Raw genomic sequence first — 23,337 nt, forward strand, 5'->3', positions numbered from 1 at the left:
CAGTGCCCCGGACACTTTTCCCGCCGCACGCCTGGGCTGGAACGGATACCGTAGATCGGGTCGCCCGAACGAGCCGTGTCGCGCCGCCGCGACCTGCCGGGCCCCTTCCGTTTCCCAGCCAAGGAGCGTCCGTGTCCTCTTCCCCCGCCAGCCCCGGCGTCGCCGCCTCGTTCGACCAGCCCGTGTCGGTGGTCGACCCCGAGATCGCCGCCGTGCTCCAGCAGGAGCTCGACCGCCAGCGCGGCTACCTCGAGATGATCGCGAGCGAGAACTTCGTGCCGCGCGCGATCCTCGAGTCGCAGGGCTCCGTCCTGACCAACAAGTACGCCGAGGGCTACCCCGGCCGCCGCTACTACGGCGGCTGCGAGTACGTCGACATCGCCGAGCAGCTCGCGATCGACCGCGCCAAGGCCCTCTTCGGCGCCGAGTTCGCCAACGTCCAGCCGCACTCCGGAGCCTCCGCCAACGCCGCGGCGCTCGCCGCGCTCGTGCAGCCCGGAGACACCATCCTCGGCCTCGAGCTCGCGCACGGCGGCCACCTGACCCACGGCATGAAGCTGAACTTCTCGGGCAAGCTCTACAACGCGACCGCGTACGGCGTCGACCCGCAGACCTTCCGCATCGACATGGACGCGGTCCGCGAGAAGGCCCTCGAGGTCCGCCCGCAGGTGCTCATCGCCGGCTGGTCCGCCTACCCCCGTCAGCTCGACTTCGAGGCATTCCGCGCCATCGCCGACGAGGTCGGCGCGAAGCTCTGGGTCGACATGGCCCACTTCGCCGGCCTCGTGGCGGCGGGGCTGCACCCGTCGCCGGTGCCCTACGCCGACGTCGTGACCACCACCGTCCACAAGACGCTGGCCGGCCCGCGCTCGGGGCTCATCCTCGCGAAGCAGGAGTACGCCAAGAAGCTGAACTCGGCCGTCTTCCCCGGCCAGCAGGGCGGCCCGCTCATGCACGTGATCGCCGCGAAGGCGACCGCGTTCAAGCTCGCCGGCGAGCCCGAGTTCGCCGATCGCCAGGCACGCACCATCCGCGGCGCGCAGATCCTCGCCGAGCGCCTCACGGCGGCCGACTCGAAGGCCGAGGGCATCGACGTCCTGACCGGCGGCACGGACGTCCACCTCGTCCTCGCCGACCTGCGCGACTCGCCGCTGGACGGCAAGCAGGCCGAGGACCGCCTCCACGAGGTCGGCATCACGGTCAACCGCAACGCCGTGCCGTTCGACCCCCGCCCGCCGATGGTCACCTCGGGCCTGCGCATCGGCACGCCGGCGCTCGCGACCCGCGGCTTCGGCGACACGGAGTTCACCGAGGTCGCCGACGTCATCGCCGAGGCGCTCAAGCCCTCAGCCGACCTCGAGGCGCTGCGCGGCCGCGTCGCCCGCCTCACCGACGACTTCCCGCTCTACCCCGGGCTGTAGTCGATCCGCTGCACCACCCGCGCGGCGGAGGCCGGGGCACCGCCCCCCTCCGCCGCGCCACGACCGAGGAGCCCGAGATGACGGCACAGGTACTCGACGGCGTCGCGACGGCGACGGCGGTCAAGACGGAGATCGCGGAGCGGGTCGCCGCTCTGCGCGAGCGGGGCGTCGTGCCCGGGCTCGGCACGCTGCTGGTGGGGGACGATCCCGCCTCCCGCTCGTACGTCGCGGGCAAGCACCGCGACTGCGCGGAGGTCGGGATCGAGTCGATCCGCGTGGACCTCCCCGCGACCGCGTCGGCGGACGACATCCGCGCCGCCATCCGGCAGCTCAACGACTCGGAGGCCGTGACCGGGTACATCATCCAGCTCCCGCTGCCGAAGGGCATCGACGAGAACGCGATGCTCGAGCTCATGGATCCGGACAAGGACGCCGACGGCCTGCACCCCACCAACCTCGGCCGCCTGGTTCTCGGCGTCGAGGGCGAGCTGGACAGCCCGCTGCCCTGCACGCCGAACGGGATCGTCGAGATGCTGCAGCGCCACGGCATCCCGACCTCGGGCCGGCACGTCGTCGTCGTGGGCCGCGGGCTCACCGTCGGCCGACCGCTCGGGCTCCTGCTCACGCGGAAGGGCCTCGACGCCACCGTGACCCTCACCCACTCCCGCACGGCCGATCTCGCCGCGGAGGTGCGCCGCGCCGACATCGTGGTGGCCGCCGTGGGCGTGCCCGGGCTCATCCGCGCCGACTGGGTGAAGCCCGGCGCCGCCGTGCTCGACGTGGGAATCACGCGGGTCGAGAACCCGGAGACGGGCCGCGCGAAGCTGACCGGCGACGTCGCACCGGAGGTGGCGGAGGTCGCGGGCTGGCTCTCGCCCGTGCCCGGCGGAGTCGGCCCGATGACGCGCGCGATGCTCATCCACAACGTGGTGACGGCGGCCGAGCGCGCCCTGCGCTGACCGGCCCCGCGCCACGGGACCCGCGCCGGACCGCGCTCGGGGGCGACGTCCAGTCGCCTGCCGGTAGCGTGGCCCGGCGCTCTCGCGTCCCCCACCCCGTCGGACACGTCCTCGGAGCGCGCCCCGCCCCACGAGGAGAACCCATGCTCACCGTCACCGCCTACGCCGCCCCCTCCGCGACCGAGCCGCTCGTCCCCACCACCATCGAGCGCCGCGACGTCGGACCGCACGACGTGCTCATCGAGATCGCCTACTCCGGCATCTGCCACTCCGACATCCACACCGTCCGCGGCGACTGGGGACCGGTGGCGTACCCGCTGACCGTCGGCCACGAGATCGTCGGCGTCGTCGCCGAGGTCGGCTCCGAGGTCACCAAGCACTCCGTCGGCGACCGCGTCGGCGTCGGCTGCATGGTGAACTCCTGCCGCGAGTGCGAGAACTGCCTCGCGGGCGAGGAGCAGTACTGCCTGAAGGGCAACACCGGCACCTACGCCTCCGTCGACCGCGACGGCACCATCACCCAGGGCGGCTACTCCACGCACGTCGTCGTCGTCGAGGACTTCGTGCTCCGCGTGCCGGAGTCGATCCCCTACGAGGCCGCCGCTCCGCTGCTGTGCGCGGGCATCACGACCTACTCGCCGCTCTCGCACTGGGAGGCGGGCCCCGGCAAGCGCGTGGCCGTCGTCGGCCTCGGCGGGCTCGGCCACATGGCCGTCAAGTTCGCGCACGCGATGGGCGCCGAGGTCACCGTGCTCTCGCAGACCCTCAGCAAGAAGGAGGACGGCCTCCGCCTGGGCGCCGACCACTACTACGCGACGCGCGACGAGGCGACCTTCACCGATCTCGCGAACACCTTCGACCTGATCGTCAACACGGTCAGCGCGCCCCTCGACCTCGACGCCTACCTGGGGCTCCTGCGCCGCAACGGCACGATGGTGAACGTGGGCGCTCCGGCCGAGGCGCTGCCGCTGCACGTCTTCACGCTCTTCGGCGCCCGTCGCTCCTTCGCGGGCTCGGGCATCGGCGGCATCCGCGAGACCCAGGAGATGCTCGACTTCTGCGCCGAGAAGGGCATCGCGAGCGAGGTCGAGGTCGTCTCGGCGTCGCAGATCAACGAGGCCTACGAGCGCGTCCTCGCCTCGGACGTCCGCTACCGCTTCGTGATCGACGCCTCCACGTTCGAGAAGTGAGCGCGGCCGGGGCGCTAGCCTCGGCGGCATGAGCGAACGGAGCCACCCGGCCGTCGACCGCGTCCTCGCCGACCTCGACCGGCACGGCGTGCGCCCGACCGTGCGCTGGCTCGACTCGGCCGCGTCGACGGCCGCACTGGCGGCCGAGGCGCTGGGCGTCGACGCCGGCCAGATCGCCAATTCGCTCGTGTTCCTGCTCGACGGTGCGCCGCTGCTGGTCCTGACCAGCGGCGGCCACCGCGTCGACACCGCCTGGCTGGGCGTGCAGCTGGGCGGATCGATCACCCGGGCGCCGGCCGCGGAGGTGAAGTCCGCGACGGGCCAGACGATCGGCGGGATCGCGCCGGTGGGCCATCCCGCGCCGCTGCGCACCGTGGTCGACACGGCCCTCGCCGCCTACGACGTGGTCTGGGCTGCGGCCGGGCACGCGCACACCGTCTACCCGACGAGCTTCGCCGAGCTGGTCCGGGTCACCGGGGGAGAAGCGCGCGCCGTCGTTCCGCCGGATCCGGCGCCGTAGCGGCTGGACGAGGAACGCCCCCTGCGACACGAGGTCGCAGGGGGCGTCGACGGAAGCAGAGGTCAGAGCACGCGACCCGCGCCGTCGGCGGCCGTGACCAGGAAGAGCTCCGGAGTCGTGAAGCCCTTCTCGGCGAAGGCGGCGAGGACCGCGGCGCGGACCTCCTCCTCCTTCTCCACCGGAGTGAGGGCGATCGCGGAGCCGCCGAAGCCGCCACCGGTCATCCGGGCGCCGATCGCTCCGGCGCCGCGCGCCGCCTCGACGGCGGTGTCGAGCTCGGGCACCGAGATCTCGAAGTCGTCGCGGAGGGAGACGTGGCCGGCGTCGAGCAGATCGCCGATCGCCCGGGGACCGTGCTCGCGCAGGGTGCGGACGGTCTCGAGCACGCGGGCGTCCTCGGTCACGACGTGCTTCACGCGTCGGTAGGTGACGTCGTCGAGGAGCTCCTGGGCGCGCGGCAGGTCGTCGACCCTCAGCTCGCGGAGCGACGGCACGCCGAGGGTCGCGGCGCCGAGCTCGCAGGAGGCGCGCCGCTCGGCGTAGCCGCCGGTGGCGTGCGCGTGCTCGACGCGCGTGTCGACGACGAGCAGGACGAGCCCGGCCTCCTCGAAGCCGAGGGGGACGACCTCGGTGTCGAGGCTGCGGCAGTCCAGGAACACCGCGGCGTCGCGCTTCCCGAAGAGGGAGGCGGACTCGTCCATGATCCCGGTGGGGGCGCCGACCGCGACGTTCTCGGCGCGACGACCGACGCGGGCCATCGTCGCGCGGTCGAAGCCGAGGTGCCAGAGCTCGTCGAGGGCGACGGCCATCGCGCACATCAGCGCCGCCGAGCTCGAGAGCCCCGCGCCGACCGGCACGTCGGAGTCGACGTACGCGTCGAAGCCCGAGCGGGAGCCCAGGTCGACGCCGTACTCGGTGAGCGCCCAGACCACGCCGAGCGGGTAGGCCGACCAGCCGGTCACGGCGCCGGGGCCGAGCTCGTCGAGAGCGACCTCGACCACCTCGGGGGAGAAGGCGCTGCTGATCCGGATCAGGCGGTCCTCCCTCGGAGCGACGGCCATCGCCGTGGCGCGGTCGATCGCGAAGGGGAAGACGAAGCCGTCGTTGTAGTCGGTGTGCTCGCCGATCAGGTTCACGCGGCCGGGGCCGGCCCAGACGCCCGCGGCGGGGCGGCCGAAGGTGCGCTCGAAGGCGGCGGCCGCGCTCTCGGCGACGGCGGTCAGGGAGGCGGGAGCGGCGGTCATCGGTTCTCCTCGGCGATGTCGGCGGCGGTGGTGGCGGGAGTGGCGGCGCCGCCGGGAAGCGAGTCGTCGCTGTGCGCGGCGACCGGCAGCGCCGCGTCGGGGCGCTGTGCGATCCCGGCCTCGAGCACGGCCGCGTCGGCCCGCTCGATGGCCGCGCGCAGGGCCGCGGCGCTCGTCTCCGGAGCGATGTCGCCGATCCAGGCGCCCATCGCGGCCTCGCTCCCCGCGAGGTACTTGAGCTTCGTCTCGGCGCGGCGGGGCGAGGTGATCTGGAGCATCAGGCGCACCTCGTCGCGGCGCTCGTGCACCGGGGCCTGGTGCCAGGCGGCGATGTAGGGCGTCGGGGTGTCGTACAGGGCGTCGATGCCGCGGAGCAGGCGCTGGTACATCGCAGCCAGCTCGTCGCGCTCCTCCGGGGTGGTCGCCGCCAGGTCGGGGACGTGGCGGTGCGGCAGGAGGTGCACCTCGACGGGCCAGCGCGCGGCGAACGGCACGAACGCGGTGAAGTGCTCGCCGCGGAGGAGGACGCGCTCGCCGGCCTGCTCGAAGGCGAGGACGTCGGCGAACATCGACGGCCCGTAGCTGTCGAGCGAGGCGAGCAGACGGGTCGTGCGCGGCGTGACGTAGGGGTAGGAGTAGATCTGCCCGTGGGGGTGGTGCAGCGTGACGCCGATCGCCTCGCCGCGGTTCTCGAACGGGAAGACCTGCTGCACGCCGGGAAGGGCCGAGAGGGCGCCCACGCGGTCGGCCCAGGCCTCGACCACGGTCCGGGCGCGGGAGGCGCTGAGCGTGGCGAACGAGCCCTCGTGCTCGGGGCTGAAGCAGACGACCTCGCAGCGGCCGACGCTGGTCAGCGTCCGGCCGAGCCCGAGGGTGCGCAGGTCCTCCAGGGAGGCGGGCGCGTCCGCGTCCTCGAGGAGCGGGCCGAAGGAGGGGGAGCGGTTCTCGAAGACGGCGACGTCGTAGCGGCTGGGCACCTCCGACGGGTTCGTCGGCGACGCCGGGGCGAGCGGATCGAGCTCGGCCGGCGGCAGGAACACGCGGTTCTGGCGCGACGCGGCGATGGAGACCCACTCGCCGGTCAGCACGTCCTGGCGCATCCGCGCGGTGGCCGGGCGGGGGTCGAGGTGGCGTGCGTCGGCGGCGCGCTCCGGGGGGAGCGTCGTGTCGGCGTCGTCGAAGTAGAGGAGCTCGCGGCCGTCGGCCAGCGTGTGCGGGCGCTTGACGACGCCGGCGGAGAGTGTGATCGCTTCGTTCATGGCAGGAGTCAGACTAGGGCCGCACCTTCGAAAAGGAAAGCTCGTTTTCCCTTTGACAAGTCCACCGGCCCGCGGGCACGATGGGCGGATGAGGACGGACGGCGAGCAGGAGTCCACGTCGGCGATCGAGCGCCGGCTGCGGCTGCGTCTGGCCGCCGAGAGCTCGGGCTTCGTCGGGGTCGCCCCGATGGCCGACATGCTCGGGGTCTCGGTCGTCACCGTCCGCTCCGATCTCGCCCTGCTCGCGAGCGAGGGCGTCCTCCAGCGGGTGCGCGGCGGGGCGATCCCGGCGCCGAGACCCACCGGCGAGCGCTCGCTCGAGGAGGGCCTGAGCGCCGCCTCCGACGAGAAGGCCGCGATCGGCGAGGAGGCCGCCGCCTCCGTCTCCTCCGGGCAGAGCATCGTGCTCGACGTGGGCACGACCCCGCTCGCCATCGCGCACGCGCTCGTGGCGCGGGAGGAGCTGCGCGACGTCACGGTGATCACGAACGGCCTCTCCACGGCGCTGGCGCTCGAGCCGGCCATCCCGCGCTTCACGGTCGTCGTCACCGGGGGCACTCTGCGGCCGCTGCAGCACTCGCTGGTCGAGCCGCTGGCGTCCGAGCTGCTCGAGCGGATCCGCGCCGACATCGCCTTCATCGGCTGCACCGGCGTGCACCCCGAGGCCGGCGTCACCAACGTCAACCTCCCCGAGGCGACCCTGAAGCGCCGGATGCTGCAGGCGGCGACCCGCCGGGTCGTGGTCGCGGACTCCTCGAAGCTCGGAGTGGTCGACCTCGGCCGGGTCGCCGCTCCCGACGAGTTCGACCGTCTGCTCACGGGGGCGGGGGCCGCCGACGGACTCGTCGCCGCTCTGGAGGAGGCGGGGCTCGCGGTCACCCGCTGCCGGACGCTCGGCGAGCGCGTCAGTCCGTAGGATCGAGGAATGGCCGACTTCACCCCCGCCCCCGCCACCGGGCGCCAGTTCTCGCTCGACCTCACCGCCGAGGGACGCGCCCTGCACGCCGTCGTGACGGAGGTGGCCGCAGCGCTGCGCCACCTCTCGGTCGACGGAGTGGAGATCACCGCCTCCTACCCGGAGAGCACCGTCCCGCCGTTCGGCTCGGGCATCGTCCTGATGCCCTGGCCCAACCGCGTGAAGGACGGGCGCTGGCACCACCGCGGCGAGACGCTCCAGCTCGCGATCACCGAGCCGAAGTACCACAACGCCATCCACGGCCTCCTGGTGAGCACCCCGTACCGCCTCGTCGACCAGGGTCCGTCCTTCGTCGAGCTGGCCGCGCCGGTCGTGCCGCAGGCGGGCTACCCGTTCCACCTCGAGACCTCGGTCCGCTACGAGCTGCAGGCCGACGGACTGAAGGTCGTCCACCGCGTCGTCAACGTCGGAGCCGACGAGGCACCCGTCGCCATCGGCACGCACCCCTTCCTCGCCATCGGCGACGTGCCGACCGACGAGCTCGAGATCACCGTCGACGCGGCGGTGCACATCGAGGTCGACGAGCGCCTCAACCCCACCGTGCAGAACCCGGTCGAGGGCACCGAGTGGGACCTCCGCTCCGGCCGCCGCATCGGCGACCTGGAGCTCGACGACGCCTGGGCCGACGTCCGGATGGTCGACGGCGAGAGCGTGCACGGCCTCCGCGCCGCGGACGGCCGCCGCGTGCTCCTCTGGGCCGACGCCTCGCACAACTTCATCCAGGTCTTCATCACCCGGATCTTCCCCGACGGCGACGACGTGAAGACCGCGATCGCCGTGGAGCCGATGACCGCTCCCGCCGAGGCGTTCAACAGCGGGCAGGGCCTGCGCTGGCTCGAGCCGGGCGAGGAGTGGACCGTCGCGTGGGGCATCCGCCACGAGGGGTTCCCCACCGCGTCATGACCACCCTCGCGGCGGTCGGGCGCGACGACGAGGCCAAGCGCGTCGCTCTCGTCCGGATGAAGCGGCTCGCCACGGGCCTGCTCGTGGTGATGGCCGTCGTCTTCGCCGTGTCGTTCGCCCTGCAGGAGCGCTACCCGTGGCTGCAGTGGGTCCGGGCCGCGAGCGAGGGCGGGATGGTCGGCGCGCTCGCCGACTGGTTCGCCGTGACCGCGCTGTTCCGGCGGCCGCTGGGCCTGCCGATCCCGCACACCGCGATCATCCCGACCAAGAAGGACGAGATCGGCGCGAGCCTCGCGCAGTTCGTCGAGGAGAACTTCCTCCGCGGCGCCATCGTGCGCGAGAAGCTCGACTCCTTCGGGATCGCCCGGCGGGCGGGGCTGTGGCTCGCCGAGCCGGAGAACGCGCACCGGGTCGGCGGCGAGAGCGCCGCGGCCGTCCGCTCGGCGATCGCCCTGCTGGACGACTCCGACGTGCAGCGCGTGATCGAGGCGCTGGCACGGCGCCACCTCCTCGACCCGCAGTGGGGCCCGCCGCTGGGCTCGCTGGTGGGAAGCGTGGTCGAGGCCGGCCACCACCGGCGCCTCGTGGACACGCTGGTGGAGCAGGCGGAGGCGTGGCTGACCGCGAACCCGCAGAGCTTCACCCGCATGGTCAGCGGCCGCCTGCCGAGCTGGCTGCCCTCCGCGGTCAGCCGAGCGGTGGACGAGCGGTTGTACCGCGAGGCTCTCGTCTTCGTCGCCGCGGTGCGCGAGGACCAGGTTCACCCGTTCCGGATCGCGATCGACGGCTACCTCGCCACGCTGGCGCAGGATCTGGGCACCGACCCGGACCTGATCGCCCGGGTCGAGGAGATCAAGAACCGCGCCTTCGATAGCCCGCGCGTCCGCGAGCTCGCCGGGGACGCCTGGGAGGCGACGAAGGCCTCCCTCCTCGGTGCGATGGACGACCCGTCGAGCCCCCTCCGCGGCAGCATCGAGTCGATCGTGGTCGACCTGGGCCGCCGGCTCTCGACCGACGCAGGTCTCGCGGCGACCGTCGACTCCTGGATCGGATCGGTCTCGGCCAACCTGGTCGACCGCTACCGCACCGACATCGCCAGCATCATCGGCGACACCATCCACCGCTGGGACCCGCGCGAGACGTCCGAGAAGCTCGAGCTGCAGGTCGGGAAGGACCTCCAGTTCATCCGGATCAACGGCACCGTCGTGGGCTCCCTGGCCGGGCTGGTCATCTTCACCGTCGCGCACGCGCTGCTCGGCTCGTGAAGCGGGGCGCCCGGGCCCGCTCCGCAAGCCCTCGTCGACGTCGGTGGTCGGGCGTACGGTCGCACCATGAGCGATGACAACACCACCGATCCCGATGTCAAGACCGAGGGCGACGTCCTCGGGGCCCGTGCCGACGACGGCAGCGACACCAGCGCCAGCAAGGACCCGTCCGACTGGGTCACCGGCGACGAGCCGATGACCGGCCCGCAGCGCAGCTACCTCGACACCCTCGCGCGCGAGGCGGGCGAGACCCTGCCCGCCGACCTCACCAAGGCCCAGGCCTCCGAGCACATCGACCGCCTGCAGTCCTCCACGGGCCGTGGCGACGGCAGCAACGGGCACGACTGATCCCGTCGGGGCGCCCCGGGGCTGAGCATCAGTCCCCGTCGGCGCCCCCGTCCGGGGCGCGCACACCGCGCCCCGGCGTCCCTAGGGTTCCGTCATGGCGATCTCCCGCACCACGCGCAACGCCCTCGACCTCATCGACGCGATCCGGATCCCCGGCCGCATCGATCCCCGTCTGGCCCGGCAGGTGACCCTGTCCCTCCGCCAGCTCCTCGAATCCGGAGCCTTCGGCCCGAGCGAGCGGCTCCTCCGCCGCCGCGCGAGGAGGCTCCGCTCCCGCACCCGCGAGGCGGCCGCGTTCCGGCAGACGCGCCCGGCCGGCTGCACCGTCCAGCCCTGAGCCCGCTGAACGGAGTCGCTCCGCTGTGACCGGCGACGGGACAGACACCGTCCGCGCGGTCGTCTAGAGTTCCTGGCATCCGGTCCGCCGGATGCCCGCCGCAGTCTCCCGGCCGGTCGACAACGGAGTCGTCCCGGCGCGGGTCATCCCCCGTTCGCGCGTCGAACGCCCCGCTGGTTCCAGCACCCCGCTCCCTCCTCGAGAAGGGACTCCCGCGATGACGACCCGCGTCTCGCACACCGCGACGACCGTCCGCCTCGTCCGCTGGTACCGGATCGACTCCGACTGGCTCTCGGAGGTCGTCACCGGCCGCCTGCTCGAGCACCAGGACGGCCGCTGGCGCCTGCTCGTCGGCGAGAAGGTCCGCGACTACCCGGACGAGGTGTGGTCGCTCTGCCACGAGTGACCCCGTAGCGGAGCACCGCGGCCCGGACGAGGCGTCAGAGGTAGAGGTAGTACGTCTTCGCGCAGTCCGTCGAGCAGAACGGGTCACGGCGGCGGGCCGGCCGGACGCGGCACGCCTCGCACAGCCGAGGCCGGCGCAGGAGGACGCGGAGGACGGTCAGCACCTCTGCACGGTAGTGCGGCGACCTGGCTGCGCCCTGGCACTGTCCGGAAAGCGCGACCAGGCGGTCGAGTGGTGGGCCCCGTCGGGCTCGAACCGACGACCCGCGGATTAAAAGTCCGCTGCTCTGCCAACTGAGCTAGAGGCCCGCGCGCTCCAGGGTAGCGGGCCGTCGACGCCCCCGGAGCAGGTGCGGCCCGGAGCAGGTGCGGCCCGGAGCGGACCGCGTCCTCGGCGCGGGCATACCCGCCCAGCCGCGGGCGTTACCCTCCTCGAACCCCCTAAGGAGCGCGAGCGCGAGAGCGTCCGCGCGCACGACCGCGGAAGGCGGCCCCATGACAGACGGCTTCCACAAGCCGACCAAGTTCCCCTCTCACGTCTTCGAGGCGTTCCAGGGAGGAGAGGACCCGGCGCAGATCAGCCGCGTCGCCCACGAGACCGCGATCGCGCTGCTGAGCCGTGTCCGGAACGACCCCGACCCGGTGGTCATCGACCGCCTGGTCGAGTACACCGACCACAACGGCATCGACGCGCTCGCCGAGCTCTGGGCGCGCTCCAGCGCGGCGAGCCTGCCAGGCGCCCTCTGGCGGATCTACCTGCTGCGGCTGGTCATCCGGCAGGACCCGGAGAGCACGAGCTTCCTCTACCAGCGCGGAGTCGAGCTGTCCGCCACGATCGACCCGGTGGTCGCCGGAGCCAGCACTCCCACGGGGCCGGCCGAGATCACCGAGCTGGCCGACCGGATCCTCCGCGGTGTCTTCGACGGCGACTTCGCGGTGGCACTGGACCGCGCCGCGGCGTTCTGCCGCGTGAGCGCCTCCGGAGCCGTCTCGGTCGCCGACGACGTGGAGCCGGTGAACCCCGCCCGGGCGAGCGAGCTGACCACCCGCGCCCTGCGCCTCTCGACCACCGCGGCCGAGCTCGTGAGCTGCGCGCGGCTGTGGCGGAGCGACTCCCTGGAGTGACGCGCAACCCGCGTTCACCCACTGCGAACGCCGCTCGCCGCCACCGCGGAGGCCTTTGGTAGACTGGCGGAAGCCGGATCGCAGTAACCCCGGGCTCCACTTATAGCCGCTTCGAGCGGCCTCGCGCCGAGAGGCGTTCCTGCGGTCCGGCCCCTTCTCTGCTCGCATCGCCGCCACGGTGCGCGAGGCGAGGGCCCAGGAGGAGTCGATCCTCGCCCGAGTCCCCACAGACAGGCGCCAGCGGAATGAAGAACAGCAGAGCTCTCCGGATCGGCGCGCGCGTCTGGGCGGGGGCGGGGCTGCTGGTCGTCGCCGCCCTCTACCTCCTCGCCGCGCCGAGCGTCGACGACGCGGAGGGCGCCCAGTTCGCCGCGGGAGTCTCGCTCTCGCAGGGCACGGTGATGCGCGTCCTCGCGGTCCTCGACGTGCTCGCCGGGCTCTGGGTCCTCATCCGCCCGCGCAGCTATCCGGGCATCACCGCTGCGGCGGTGGCCGTGATCTCGCTCTGGCTGGCCCCCCGGCTGGGCGACCCCGCGCTCGTGCCGATCGGCACGTTGGCGCTGGATGTCCGATTCGTGACGCATCCGATCGAGGTGTCGGTCGTCGTTGCAGGCCTGGCCGTGACAGCCTTCTGGATGACGCGGAATCTTTCAGCCCGGGCGCGGGCGAGGCGGGGCTGATGACGGACGACACCACTGCGGAGGCGGCTGTCCTCCTCGAGCGCATCGCCGGGGGAGAGCAGGCCGCGTTCGCCGCGCTCTACGACCAGATGGCCGGCCGGGTCCTTGGCCTGATCATCCGCGTCCTCGTCGACCGCTCCCAGTCCGAGGAGGTGGCCCAGGAGGTCTTCCTCGAGATCTGGCAAACCGCTGGGCGTTTCGCTCCGAATAAAGGAAGCGCGACGACCTGGATCCTCACGATGGCACACCGCAGGGCCATCGACAGGGTCCGCGCGGCTCAAGCCGGCCGTGATCGGGACATGCGCATCGGAATCCGAGACCTCGGACGCGACTACGACCAGGTCTCCGAGCAGGCGGAGGTGTCCCTCGAGCACGAGAAGGTCGCGGCCGCCATGGGCCGCCTGACGGAACTGCAGCGGCAGGCGCTGCAGCTCGCTTACTACGGCGGATACTCGCACAGCGAGATCGCGGGGATCCTGCAGTGCCCCGTGGGAACCGTCAAGACACGCCTGCGTGACGGAATGATCAGACTTCGAGAAGAGATGGGGGTGGCCCTGTGAACGATGTGCGACTCCCCGACGGGATGGACGACCCGCGCGATCTCGCGGCGGGTCACGCACTGGGCATCCTGACGCCCGAGGAGCAGGAGCGCTACGAGCGCTTCCTCTCCGAGCACCCGGAGGCGCGCGGCGAGGCCGACGCGTTCGCCGAGGTGGCGGAGGCGCTGGTCGCCGACGCACCCGCCGTGGAGCCCTCGCCGGGCTTCAAGGCCGACCTGATGGCGCTCATCGCCACCACTCCGCAGCTGCCGCTGGAGGAGCCCGACGAGGACCACGAGGCGCCCGCCGCGCCCCGTCTGGTCCCCGTCGCCTCCGAGGGCGAGCGGAGCGGTCCGACGGCTCGCCGGGACGGTGGCGGCAGCGCCGCGAACCGCGCCCGGAGCCGCTGGTTCGCCCGCCCCGCGGTCTACCTCTCGGCTGCCGCGGCCGCCGCGGTGATCGTGGTCGGCGGAGTGACCCTTCCGCCGCTGCTCTCGTCCGGCCCCGGCCAGACGCAGCAGCAGACGGCTCTGGAGCAGATCCGCAGCGCCCCCGACGCGCAGGAGACGACCGGCACGGTCGCCACCGGCGAGCAGGCGACGCTGGTCTGGTCGAGCTCGCTCGGCCGCTCCGCCCTCGTGGTGGACGACCTGGCGCCGCTGCCGGAGGACAAGACCTACGAGCTCTGGTACATCGGCTCATCCGGTCCGGTCGCCGCAGGGACGTTCGACGGGGGAGAGGGCAGCACCGTGGCCCCGCTCGAGGGGAGCCTGACCGAGGGCGGAGTCGTCGCCGTGACGGTCGAGGACGCCGGCGGCTCGCCGACTCCGACCACCGATCCGATACTGGCGATCGACATCGCCTGACGGCCCGAGCACGAGAAGAGCCGCACTCCCATGACGGAGTGCGGCTCTTCTCGTTCCCGGAGGGAACGCGGTGGAACGAGAGCGAGCCGCGACCCCGGAGGGACGCGGCTCGCTCTCGTCTGCGGCTGATCAGCCGAAGCGGCCCGAGACGTAGTCCTCGGTCGCCTGGACGGACGGGCGCGAGAACATCGTCGCGGTGTCGTCGTACTCGATGAGCTTGCCCGGCTTGCCCGTGCCCGCGATGTTGAAGAACGCGGTGCGGTCCGAGACGCGCGAGGCCTGCTGCATGTTGTGGGTCACGATGACGATCGTGTAGTCGTTCTTGAGCTCCTCGATGAGGTCCTCGATCGCGAGGGTCGAGATCGGGTCGAGGGCGGAGCAGGGCTCGTCCATCAGGAGGACGTCGGGGGAGACGGCGATCGCGCGGGCGATGCACAGACGCTGCTGCTGGCCGCCGGAGAGACCGGAGCCCGGCTTGTCGAGGCGGTCCTTCACCTCGTTCCAGAGGTTCGCGCCCTGGAGCGAGCGCTCGACGAGCGCGTCCGCGTCCGACTTCGAGATGCGGCGGTTGTTGAGCTTCACGCCGGCCAGCACGTTGTCCCGGATGGACATCGTCGGGAACGGGTTGGGGCGCTGGAAGACCATGCCCACCTGCCGGCGGACCTGCACCGGGTCGACGCCCGGGCCGTACAGGTTGTTCCCGTCGATCAGGACCTCGCCCTCGACGTGCGCGCCGGGGATGACCTCGTGCATGCGGTTGAGCGTGCGGAGGAAGGTCGACTTGCCGCAGCCGGACGGGCCGATGAAGGCGGTGACCGTGCGGGGCTCGATGGCGAGCGAGACGCCCTCCACCGCGAGGAACTGGCTGTAGTAGACGTTGAGGTCGTTGACCTCGATGCGCTTGGACATTGCTTCCTTCGGGGATTCCGGCCGGAGCCGAGTGGTGGGTGTCAGCGGCCGAGCTTGGGGGCGAAGATCTTCGCGATCAGGCGGGCGACCAGGTTCAGCGCCATGACGATCAGGATGAGGGCCAGCGCGCCGGTCCAGGCCCGGTTGAGGAACGCCTCGGCGTCGGGGCCCTGGTTCGCGTACTGCGTGTAGACGAAGACCGGGAGGGTCATCATCCGCTCGCTGAAGAGGTCGTAGTTCATCGACGCGGTGAAGCCGGCGACGATGAGCAGCGGGGCGGTCTCGCCGATGACGCGGGCGATCGCGAGGGTGATGCCCGTCGTGATGCCGGCGATGGAGGTCGGCAGCACGATCTTGACGATGGTCAGCCACTTCGGCACGCCGAGGGCGTAAGACGCCTCGCGGAGCTCGTTCGGGACCAGCTTCAGCATCTCCTCCGACGAGCGGACGACCACGGGGATCATCAGCACGGCGAGGGCGATCGAGCCGGCGAAGCCCATCCGGACGCCGGGGCCGAGGAGCAGCGCGAAGAGCGCGTAGGCGAACAGGCCCGCGACGATGGAGGGGATGCCCGTCATCACGTCGACGAAGAAGGTGATCGCCCGGGCGAGGTGGCCGCGGCCGTACTCGACGAGGTAGATCGAGGTGAGCAGGCCGATCGGCACCGAGATCAGCGCGGCCATGGCCGTGATCTCGAGCGTGCCGATGATCGCGTGGAGGGCGCCGCCGCCCGCGTCGATGACGTTTCGCATCGACGAGGAGAAGAAGAGCGGATCGAACCGCGCGACTCCGTTGGAGACGACCGTGTAGAGCAGGGAGATCAGCGGGAGCAGCGCGATGATGAACGCGGTCGCGACCAGCGAGGTCACGAGGCGGTCGACAGCCTTGCGGCCGCCCTCGACCAGGCGCGAGACCACGTAGATGGCGATGTCGAAGAGGACGGTGCCCCAGAAGATCGCTCCGACGAGGCTGAAGTCGTTCATCATGCCGGCCGCCTGGAGGATCAGGAAGACGGCGGCGAACACGACCCAGCTGCCGACGAGCAGCATCCAGGGAGTGCCCTTGGGCAGCTTGCCCGCCTGCAGCGAGAAGGGCATCGACGAGGTGGCGGCGGACATCAGTTGGCTCCCGAGAAGGCCTTGCGGCGGTTGACGATGAACCGCGCGACCGAGTTCACGACGAGGGTGATGACGAAGAGGATGAGGCCCGAGGCGACGAGGACGTTCACGCCGACTCCGCTCGCCTCCGGGAACTGCAGCGCGATGTTCGCGGCGATGGTGTTCGAGTTCTGCGAGGTGAGCAGGAGGAAGGAGACGACCGTCGCGGGCGAGAGCACCATCGCGACGGCGAGCGTCTCGCCGAGGGCCCGGCCGAGGCCGAGCATGGCGGCCGAGACGATGCCCGGGGCGCCGAAGGGCAGGACGGCCATGCGGATCATCTCCCAGCGGGTCGCGCCGAGCGCGAGCGCCGCCTCCTCGTGCAGGCGCGGGGCCTGGAGGAAGATCTCGCGGCAGACCGCGGTGATGATCGGGATGACCATGACGGCCAGCACCACCGAGGCGGTGAGGATCGTCTTGCCGGTGCCCGACGCCTGGCCGCCGAAGAGCGGGAACCAGCCGATGTTCACGTTGAGGAAGAGGTAGAAGGGCTGCACCATCGGCGCCAGCACGGTCGCGCCCCAGAGGCCGAAGACCACCGAGGGGACGGCGGCGAGGAGGTCGACCACGTAGCCGAGGGCCATCGCGATGCGGCGCGGCGCGTAGTGCGAGATGAAGAGGGCGATCGCGATCGAGAGCGGCAGGGCGATCACCAGGGCGATCACCGCCGACCAGACCGTGCCGAAGACCAGAGGGCCGACGTAGGCCCAGAAGCTCGTCGCGTCGCCGGGGAGGCTGCCGGCCGGCGCGGTGAACGCGGGGATCGACTGCGCGATGAGGAAGATCGCGACGGCGGCGAGGACGAGGAGGATGAGGGAACCGGCGGCGACGGTCGAGATCGAGAAGACCCGATCTCCGACACGCACCTTCGCCTTCGGGCGGACGACGGTCTCAGTTGCCATTCCAGGGGACTCTCTTCAGACGAGGGGGTTCGGCGGGGCGCACAGGGAGATGCTAGGGCTCGGAGGGGGCGTCCGGTGGGTCGAGCCCGGCACAGGCGGGGCCCGTCCCGCGGATCGTGCTGCGAGACGGGCCCTGCCGGTGGGACTACTTGATCGACTCGATCGCGGTGGCGACGGTCGAGGCGAGCTCGGAGCTCAGGGGAGCGGAGCCGGCCTGAGCGGCGGCGGCCTCCTGGCCCTCCTCGCTCGCGACGTAGGAGGCGAAGGACTTGACGACCTCGCCCTTGTCGGCGTCCGCGTACTCCTGGCACACGATGAGGTAGCTGACCAGGACCATCGGCCAGGCGTCCGCCTCGGTGCCGGTGCGGTCGATCTTGATCGCGAGGTCGTTGTCCTCGCGGCCCTCGGCGATGGGCGAGGCGGCGACGACCGCCGCGGCTCCGTCGGCCGAGATGGTCGAGAACGCGTCGCCGACCTTCAGCTGGGCCATGTCCATGCCCTGGGCGCCGGACTCGTCGGCGTAGCCGATCGTGTTGGTGCCGTTCTTGACCGCGTCGACGACACCCGAGGTGCCCTTGGCGCCGTCACCGCTCTGGTACGGGAAGGTCTGCGCGGCAGGAGCGTCCCAGACGTCGCTCGCGGTGGCCGCGAGGTAGTCGGTGAAGTTCTGCGTGGTGCCCGAGTCGTCCGAGCGGTGCACGGAGGTGATGTTCGCCGACGGGAGGGTCGCGTCGGGGTTCAGGGCCTTGATCTCCGGGGCGTCCCAGGAGGTGATGGTGCCCTTGAAGATGCCCGCGATGGTGGCCGCGTCGAGCTTGAGCTCGTCGACGCCCTCCACGTTGAAGATGACCGCGATCGGCGAGATGTAGACCGGGAGGTCGATCGCCTTGGTGTCGGGGGCGCAGGCGGCGAAGGTGCCCGCGAGCTCCTCGTCCTTGAGCGCGGAGTCGGAGCCGGCGTAGTCGGCGGCGCCGTCGATGAAGTTGGTGCGGCCGGCGCCGGAGCCCTGCGGGTCGTAGTTGACCGTGACCTCGGGGTTCGCGGTCTGGAACGCGGCGGCCCAGGTGGTCTGCGCGGTGCCCTGAGCGGACGAGCCGATCCCGGTGATGGTGCCGGAGAGCGTGGAGGTGGTGGCGGAGCCGGAGCTGCCGCCTGCGGCCGGTGCCTCGTTGGCAGCGCAGGAGGTCAGCGTGATCGCTGCGACGGCGGCGACGACGGCCGCCTGGCCGAGACGCGAGAATCTCACAAGTATCCCTTTCGGGTAGGAAAGCGTGGAAAACAGAACAGGGCCTGGTGCAGCCCGCGAGCGAGAGTACGGAGGGGTCGTGTCCTGGCACCGACCGCTCGGTGAACGCGCGGTGAACGGGTCCGCCTCGGGGATTGCGGAGCGACGGTGCGGCGGGGAAGGCGCGGTGCGTCGGGCGCGTCCCGGCTGCGCGACCGGCCCGGTGCGGACGGACCCGTCGAGCCGGTCGCTCAGCGCGGCCCGGGCGGGTCAGGCCAGCGGCGTGTGCGTCTCGATCGCGACGATGCCGGAACCGGGGTGGCTTGTGGAGAGGTGCACCACGGCGAAGCCCCCGGTCGGGAGCGCTGCCGCCTCGTCGAGGTAGGCGCCGAGAGGAGTCGCCGTGGCGAGGGCGATCTCGCGCAGGATCTCGGGGATCACCGGCCGGTGACTGCAGAGGACGGCGGTGCGGCGGGCGCGGACCCGCTTGCCGACGAGGGCGCGGACGTCGGCGGTGCCCTGCTCGTGCGCCTCCTGGCTGAGGTCGTCGCGCAGCTTGACCGGCTTCCTGACCAGACCGGACAGCGGGGCGATGGTCGACCGGCAGCGCTTGGCGGTGCTCGAGACGAGGCGGCGCGGGCGCCAGGCGGCCACGGCCTGAGCGGCGGCCGCGGCCTCGACCCGGCCGCGCCCGGTGAGGCGGCGGGTGGAGTCGCGGCCGTCCCAGGAGGAGGCGGGCACCGCCTTCGCGTGCCGCAGGACCACGATCGCGAAGGTCTCGAGCGCACCGCGTGCGGCGATCCGGGCGAACTCGTCGACGATCGTCACGTCGTGCGGATAGGTCAGGTAGCTCCGGGCCCGCTTGAGCGTCACCCACTCGAGCGCCTCGACCTCGTCGTTCGGGAGGAAGTCGGACGCCAGGACGGCCTTCTCGGTCACCTGCGCCGCCCAGTAGTAGACGGCCTTCGGGCGCCCGCTCGGCAGCGTGTACTCGGTGCACCCCAGCGGCACCCCGAGCGCCACCGAGAGCCCGGTCTCCTCGCGGATCTCGCGGACCGCGGTCTCCGGGAGGGACTCGCCCGCGTCGACCTTGCCCTTGGGCAGGCTGACGTCCCGGCGGTGCGGCCGGTGGATCACGAGGATGTGCGGGCGGCCCTCGATGATCCGCCAGCACACCGCTCCTGCTGCGTAGACGGTGCCCGTCACGGGCGTCAGCGGCTGGAGGCCCGGTTGGCGGACCGTGTCGCCGCGCGCTTGCGATGGGTGATGTGCTGCATCAGCTGGTTCTGCAGGTCGGCGAGCGGAGCGCCCTCCTCATCGAGGTGGTGCCGCGTCCAGTCGCCGTCCGGGCCGAGCCACCAGGAGGCGGTCCGCTCGTCCATCGCCCGCTCGAACATGTCGTCGATCTCGCTGAGGTGCGCCGGCTCGACGATCCGCACCAGAGCCTCGACGCGGCGGTCGAGGTTGCGGTGCATCATGTCGGCGCTGCCGATGAAGACGTCCGGCTCGCCGCCGTTGACGAAGCTGAAGATGCGGGAGTGCTCGAGGTAGCGGCCGAGGATCGAGCGCACGCGGATGGTCTCGGAGAGCCCCTCCTGGCCGGGCTTCAGCCCGCAGATGCCGCGCACCCACACGTCGACCGGCACGCCGGCCTGGCTGGCGCGGTAGAGCGCGTCGATCACGGACTCGTCGACGATCGAGTTGACCTTGATCCGGATGCCCGAGGGGCGCCCCGCGCGGGCGTTCTCGGTCTCGGCGGCGATCCGCTTGAGCAGGCCTTTCCGCAGGTGGCGCGGCGCGACGAGCAGGCGCTTGAACTTCTTCTCGATCGCGTAGCCCGAGAGCTCGTTGAACAGGCGCGTGAGGTCCTTGCCGACCTCGGGGTCGGCCGTCAGGAGTCCGAGGTCCTCGTAGATGCGCGAGGTCTTCGGGTTGTAGTTGCCGGTGCCGATGTGGGAGTAGTGGCGGAGCACTCCGCCCTTCTCCTGACGGATGACGAGCGCGAGCTTGCAGTGGGTCTTCAGCCCGACGAGCCCGTAGACCACGTGCACGCCCGCCTTCTCGAGCTTGCGCGCCCACGAGATGTTCGCCTGCTCGTCGAAGCGCGCCTTGATCTCGACCAGGGCGAGCACCTGCTTCCCCGACTCGGCCGCGTCGATGAGCGCCTCGACGATGGGGGAGTCGCCGGAGGTGCGGTAGAGCGTCTGCTTGATCGCGAGCACGTCCGGATCGGCCGCCGCCTGCTCGAGGAACGACTGCACGCTCGTCGCGAAGGACTCGTAGGGGTGGTGCAGGAGCACGTCGCCACGGGAGACCGCCTTGAAGACGTCCTGCCGTTGGTTGGGCTCGCTGGGCGAGAGCTGCACCGCCGTCGTCGGGACGTGGTTGGGGTACTTCAGGTCCGGGCGGTCGATCTTCTGCAGGCTGAAGAGCCCGCTGAGGTCGAGCGGGGCCGGGAGCTTGTAGACCTCCTGCGTCGTGATGTCGAGCTCGCGGACCAGCAGGCCCAGCGTCTCGTCGTCCATGTCGTCGGTGACCTCGAGGCGGATGGGCGGGCCGAACCGGCGGCGCAGCAGCTCCTTCTCGAGGGCCTTGATCAGGTTCTCGGTCTCGTCCTCGTCGACTTCGACGTCCTCGTTGCGCGTCACCCGGAACACGTGGTGGTCGAGGATCTCCATGCCGGGGAACAGGTCGTCCAGCTGGTTGGCGATCAGGTCCTCGAGCGAGATGAACCGCATCGGCTCGCCCGGCGCCGCGACGCCGGCGATCCGCACGAAGCGGGGGAGCATCTGCGGCACCTTGAGGCGCGCGAACTCGACCTTCTGCGTCTTCGGGTTCCGCACCCGCACCGAGAGGTTGAGCGAGAGGCCGGAGATGTAGGGGAACGGGTGCGCCGGGTCGACCGCGAGCGGCATCAGCACCGGGAACACCTGGGCCGAGAAGTAGTCGTCCAGCACGGTGCGCTCGGCGTCGCTCAGCTCGTCCCAGCGGACGAGGTCGATGCCGCCGTCGCGCAGGGCGGGCTCGACGAGCTCCTTGAACGCTCGGGAGTGGCGCTGCTGCAGCAGGTGCGCCTTCTCCGAGATGTCGGTCAGCACGTCGACCGGCACGCGGCCGATGTTCGTCGGCAGGGCGAGCCCCGTGAGGATGCGGCGCTTGAGGCCGGCGACCCGGACCATGAAGAACTCGTCGAGATTGGACGAGAAGATCGCGAGGAAGTTCGCCCGCTCGAGCGCCGGAACCAGCGGATCCTCCGCGAGCTCGAGCACGCGCTGGTTGAACGCGAGCCAGCTCAGCTCCCGGTCGAGGTAGCGGTTGTCGGGGAGGAGCGGGTCCGAGTGCTCCTCCTCGTCGTCGAAGTCGTCGTCGAGGTCATCGCTGAGACCGTCTTCGAGAAGCAGGTTGTCGCCGTCCATGCGACCATCCTGGCACCGCGTCCGTCCGCTCCGCGCCGCCGCTCGTGAATGCCGGATGAACGGGGCCGGCGGAGGCCCTGTGGAGGAGTGTCGGCTCAGCGCAGCGGCGCGGCGCGCTGCAGGTACTGCACGTCGACGGAGGCGTCCGTGAACCCGAGCGAGCGGTAGAGCGCCACCGCCGACCGGTTCTCGGCCTCGACGTAGAGGTCGGCCGCGGTGCAGCCGCGCTCGAGCATCCGCGCGAGCCCGGCGTTCAGCAGGGTGCGGCCGAGTCCCCGTCCGGCCGCCTCGGGGGCGACCCCGAGGACGTAGATCTCGCCGGTCGTCGATCCGGGCTCGATCTTGAGCCAGTCGTAGCCGAGGAGCGTGCCGTCGGCGTCGCGGAGCAGGAGGAAGTCGCCCTCGTCGAACCACGGCTCGGCGCGGCGGGCCGCCAGGTCCTCCTCCGTCATCCGCCCCTGCTCGGGGTGCGCGGCGAAGATCCGCGCATTCAGGGCGATCCACTCGGCCGGAGCGAGGTCGCGGGCGTCCGAGAGGACGACGCCCTCGGGGACGCGGACCTCGGGGGCGGCGAGCGGCTCGAGCTCGAGGTGCAGGAGGGTGCGCACCGGGGCGAAGCCGTGGGAGGCCGCGAGGGCCCGGGCGGCGGGGTGGTCGCCGTGCGCCCAGGCGAGCAGGCCCGTCCGGCCGCTCGCGAGGACCTGCTCGAGGGTCGCGGTGCCGAAGCCGACCCCGCGCCACTCCGGATCGACGACGAACTCCAGCTCGCCCTGCCCGAGGATCGCCGCCGCCACGACCACGTCCGCGCGCAGCCCCACGAGGAGGGTGCGCGAGCCGGCCCGGGCGTCGACGAGCGTCTGGTCGCTGAAGGGGGGCTGGTGGTCGAACCAGGCGGCGCGCCCGATCAGGTGCTCGAGGCCGGCCGCCACCGCGGGATCGGCCAGGTCCTCAACGGACAGGTTGAGCGACTCGCTCATTGTCCTCTTCGTACACGTTGAAGCGGTATCCGACGTTGCGGACCGTGCCGATCAGCGACTCCAGGTCGCCGAGCTTCGCGCGGAGGCGCCGCACGTGCACGTCGACCGTGCGGGTGCCGCCGAAGTAGTCGTAGCCCCACACCTCGCTCAGCAGCTGCTCGCGGGTGAAGACGCGCGAGGGGTGCGTGGCGAAGAAGCGGAGGAGCTCGAACTCCTTGAAGGTGAGGTCGAGCGGGCGCCCGTGCACCTTGGCGGAGTAGCTGGCCTCGTCGATCACGACGCCCGACGCCTGGATGCGCGAGGTCGACTGCTCCTGCGCGAGCCGGCCGATCACCAGTCGGATGCGGGCGTCGACCTCGGCGGGGCCGGCCGAGTCGAGGATGACGTCGTTGACGCCCCAGTCGGCCGAGACGGCCGTGAGCCCGCCCTCCGTGAGGATCAGGATGAGGGGGACGTTGATGCCCGTGGTCGTGAGGATCTTGCAGAGCGACTTGGCGCTCGCGAGGTCCTGCCGCGCGTCGACCAGGATCAGATCGCAGCTCGGGGCGTTCACGAGCTGGGCGGGCTCCGCGGGGATCTGCCGGGTCCGGTGGCTGAGGAGCCCCAGTGCGGGGAGCACCTCGGCGCCTCCCGCCGAGGTCAGTATCAACAACTGCGCCACGGATCCTCCAGAACTGGTCTGCCCGCAATACTAGCGGCGGGCCGGGAGGGGCG

General features: G+C 71.9%; 25 protein-coding genes and 1 tRNA gene. 14 read left to right on the forward strand and 12 right to left on the reverse strand.

What is annotated here, in order from left to right; translation table 11 throughout:
• The first annotated feature begins 131 nt into the window (after positions 1-131).
• From glyA to C5B92_RS01810, 4 genes are all read left to right on the forward strand, one after another.
• Positions 132-1,421: a serine hydroxymethyltransferase gene (gene glyA / locus C5B92_RS01795; protein WP_104224723.1), complete on the forward strand. Its 1,290-nt coding sequence runs from the start codon at positions 132-134 to the stop codon at positions 1,419-1,421.
• Between the two features lie 77 nt (positions 1,422-1,498).
• Entirely contained in the window at positions 1,499-2,380 is an 882-nt protein-coding gene (locus C5B92_RS01800) for a bifunctional methylenetetrahydrofolate dehydrogenase/methenyltetrahydrofolate cyclohydrolase (protein ID WP_104227279.1), read from the forward strand.
• A 143-nt stretch (positions 2,381-2,523) separates the two neighbouring features.
• Positions 2,524-3,570: an NAD(P)-dependent alcohol dehydrogenase gene (locus C5B92_RS01805; RefSeq protein ID WP_104233905.1), complete on the forward strand. Its 1,047-nt coding sequence runs from the start codon at positions 2,524-2,526 to the stop codon at positions 3,568-3,570.
• A gap of 28 nt (positions 3,571-3,598) precedes the next feature.
• Entirely contained in the window at positions 3,599-4,090 is a 492-nt protein-coding gene (locus C5B92_RS01810) for a YbaK/EbsC family protein (RefSeq protein WP_104256410.1), read from the forward strand.
• A gap of 62 nt (positions 4,091-4,152) precedes the next feature.
• Here C5B92_RS01810 and galK read toward each other — a convergent pair whose 3' ends face one another.
• Together galK and galT are read right to left on the reverse strand one after the other, a co-directional pair.
• Positions 4,153-5,334, reverse strand: a complete 1,182-nt coding sequence (gene galK, locus C5B92_RS01815; RefSeq protein ID WP_104350027.1) for a galactokinase — start codon at positions 5,332-5,334, stop codon at positions 4,153-4,155.
• The gene (gene galT / locus C5B92_RS01820) at positions 5,331-6,593 is read right to left on the reverse strand and encodes a galactose-1-phosphate uridylyltransferase (RefSeq protein WP_104256412.1); all 1,263 of its coding nucleotides are present in this window, start codon (positions 6,591-6,593) and stop codon (positions 5,331-5,333) included. Before galT ends, galK begins: the two co-directional genes overlap by 4 nt.
• A gap of 88 nt (positions 6,594-6,681) precedes the next feature.
• On the opposite strand from galT, the gene C5B92_RS01825 reads away from it, so the two are divergent.
• The 6 genes from C5B92_RS01825 (at position 6,682) to C5B92_RS01850 (ending at position 10,828) form a co-directional block, all read left to right on the forward strand.
• Complete coding sequence (locus tag C5B92_RS01825) at positions 6,682-7,509, forward strand: DeoR/GlpR family DNA-binding transcription regulator (RefSeq protein WP_104256413.1); 828 nt, start codon at positions 6,682-6,684, stop codon at positions 7,507-7,509.
• Positions 7,510-7,518: 9 nt separating this feature from the next.
• Positions 7,519-8,472 carry an aldose 1-epimerase family protein gene (locus C5B92_RS01830; protein ID WP_104256414.1) on the forward strand — a complete coding sequence of 318 codons (954 nt, stop codon included), beginning with the start codon at positions 7,519-7,521 and terminating at the stop codon, positions 8,470-8,472.
• Positions 8,469-9,737 carry a DUF445 domain-containing protein gene (locus C5B92_RS01835; RefSeq protein WP_104256415.1) on the forward strand — a complete coding sequence of 423 codons (1,269 nt, stop codon included), beginning with the start codon at positions 8,469-8,471 and terminating at the stop codon, positions 9,735-9,737. Before C5B92_RS01830 ends, C5B92_RS01835 begins: the two co-directional genes overlap by 4 nt.
• Positions 9,738-9,803: 66 nt before the next feature.
• Positions 9,804-10,085: a DUF3072 domain-containing protein gene (locus C5B92_RS01840; protein ID WP_104224714.1), complete on the forward strand. Its 282-nt coding sequence runs from the start codon at positions 9,804-9,806 to the stop codon at positions 10,083-10,085.
• Positions 10,086-10,179: 94 nt separating this feature from the next.
• A complete protein-coding gene (locus C5B92_RS01845) occupies positions 10,180-10,422 on the forward strand; it encodes a hypothetical protein (RefSeq protein WP_104256416.1) in 243 nt (80 codons plus the stop codon).
• Between the two features lie 217 nt (positions 10,423-10,639).
• Complete coding sequence (locus C5B92_RS01850; RefSeq protein WP_104224712.1) at positions 10,640-10,828, forward strand: hypothetical protein; 189 nt, start codon at positions 10,640-10,642, stop codon at positions 10,826-10,828.
• A gap of 34 nt (positions 10,829-10,862) precedes the next feature.
• On the opposite strand, the gene C5B92_RS17590 is transcribed toward C5B92_RS01850, so the two are convergent.
• The gene (locus C5B92_RS17590) at positions 10,863-10,991 is read right to left on the reverse strand and encodes a hypothetical protein (protein WP_258059535.1); all 129 of its coding nucleotides are present in this window, start codon (positions 10,989-10,991) and stop codon (positions 10,863-10,865) included.
• Positions 10,992-11,060: 69 nt separating this feature from the next.
• A tRNA-Lys gene (locus tag C5B92_RS01855) sits at positions 11,061-11,136 on the reverse strand.
• A gap of 186 nt (positions 11,137-11,322) precedes the next feature.
• Between C5B92_RS01855 and C5B92_RS01860 the strand changes: the two genes are divergently transcribed.
• The 4 genes from C5B92_RS01860 (at position 11,323) to C5B92_RS01870 (ending at position 14,037) form a co-directional block, all read left to right on the forward strand.
• A complete protein-coding gene (locus C5B92_RS01860) occupies positions 11,323-11,952 on the forward strand; it encodes a DNA-directed RNA polymerase subunit beta (RefSeq protein ID WP_104227273.1) in 630 nt (209 codons plus the stop codon).
• A gap of 245 nt (positions 11,953-12,197) precedes the next feature.
• Complete coding sequence (locus C5B92_RS16845) at positions 12,198-12,632, forward strand: hypothetical protein (RefSeq protein WP_104224710.1); 435 nt, start codon at positions 12,198-12,200, stop codon at positions 12,630-12,632.
• Positions 12,632-13,192, forward strand: a complete 561-nt coding sequence (sigK, locus tag C5B92_RS01865; protein ID WP_104224709.1) for an ECF RNA polymerase sigma factor SigK — start codon at positions 12,632-12,634, stop codon at positions 13,190-13,192. The genes C5B92_RS16845 and sigK overlap by 1 nt, the downstream gene beginning before the upstream one ends.
• Positions 13,189-14,037 (forward strand): anti-sigma factor domain-containing protein, encoded by an 849-nt coding sequence (locus C5B92_RS01870; protein WP_146076502.1) that lies wholly within the window; start codon positions 13,189-13,191, stop codon positions 14,035-14,037. The genes sigK and C5B92_RS01870 overlap by 4 nt, the downstream gene beginning before the upstream one ends.
• 129 nt (positions 14,038-14,166) lie before the next feature.
• On the opposite strand, the gene pstB is transcribed toward C5B92_RS01870, so the two are convergent.
• The 8 genes from pstB to C5B92_RS01910 all read right to left on the reverse strand — a co-directional run bounded on the left by pstB (position 14,167) and on the right by C5B92_RS01910 (position 23,284).
• Positions 14,167-14,946 (reverse strand): phosphate ABC transporter ATP-binding protein PstB, encoded by a 780-nt coding sequence (gene pstB, locus C5B92_RS01875; protein ID WP_104224707.1) that lies wholly within the window; start codon positions 14,944-14,946, stop codon positions 14,167-14,169.
• Positions 14,947-14,987: 41 nt separating this feature from the next.
• A complete protein-coding gene (gene pstA / locus C5B92_RS01880) occupies positions 14,988-16,064 on the reverse strand; it encodes a phosphate ABC transporter permease PstA (protein WP_104256417.1) in 1,077 nt (358 codons plus the stop codon).
• Positions 16,064-17,005 (reverse strand): phosphate ABC transporter permease subunit PstC, encoded by a 942-nt coding sequence (gene pstC / locus C5B92_RS01885; RefSeq protein ID WP_104227270.1) that lies wholly within the window; start codon positions 17,003-17,005, stop codon positions 16,064-16,066. Before pstC ends, pstA begins: the two co-directional genes overlap by 1 nt.
• A 145-nt stretch (positions 17,006-17,150) precedes the next feature.
• Positions 17,151-18,251 carry a phosphate ABC transporter substrate-binding protein PstS gene (gene pstS / locus C5B92_RS01890; protein ID WP_104233897.1) on the reverse strand — a complete coding sequence of 367 codons (1,101 nt, stop codon included), beginning with the start codon at positions 18,249-18,251 and terminating at the stop codon, positions 17,151-17,153.
• 249 nt (positions 18,252-18,500) lie between these two features.
• Positions 18,501-19,436, reverse strand: coding sequence for an NUDIX domain-containing protein (locus tag C5B92_RS01895; protein WP_104256418.1), 936 nt, complete (start codon positions 19,434-19,436; stop codon positions 18,501-18,503).
• A 5-nt stretch (positions 19,437-19,441) separates the two neighbouring features.
• Positions 19,442-21,646: an RNA degradosome polyphosphate kinase gene (locus tag C5B92_RS01900; protein ID WP_104224702.1), complete on the reverse strand. Its 2,205-nt coding sequence runs from the start codon at positions 21,644-21,646 to the stop codon at positions 19,442-19,444.
• Between the two features lie 95 nt (positions 21,647-21,741).
• Positions 21,742-22,623, reverse strand: a complete 882-nt coding sequence (gene mshD / locus C5B92_RS01905) for a mycothiol synthase (RefSeq protein WP_104256419.1) — start codon at positions 22,621-22,623, stop codon at positions 21,742-21,744.
• On the reverse strand, positions 22,595-23,284 hold the full coding sequence (locus C5B92_RS01910) for a winged helix-turn-helix domain-containing protein (protein WP_104224700.1): 690 nt from the start codon (positions 23,282-23,284) through the stop codon (positions 22,595-22,597). Before C5B92_RS01910 ends, mshD begins: the two co-directional genes overlap by 29 nt.
• Positions 23,285-23,337 lie beyond the last annotated feature (53 nt).

It is taken from the genome of Rathayibacter sp. AY1A4 (genome assembly GCF_002930955.1).
In the GTDB taxonomy this organism is placed as follows: Bacteria; Actinomycetota; Actinomycetes; order Actinomycetales; family Microbacteriaceae; genus Rathayibacter.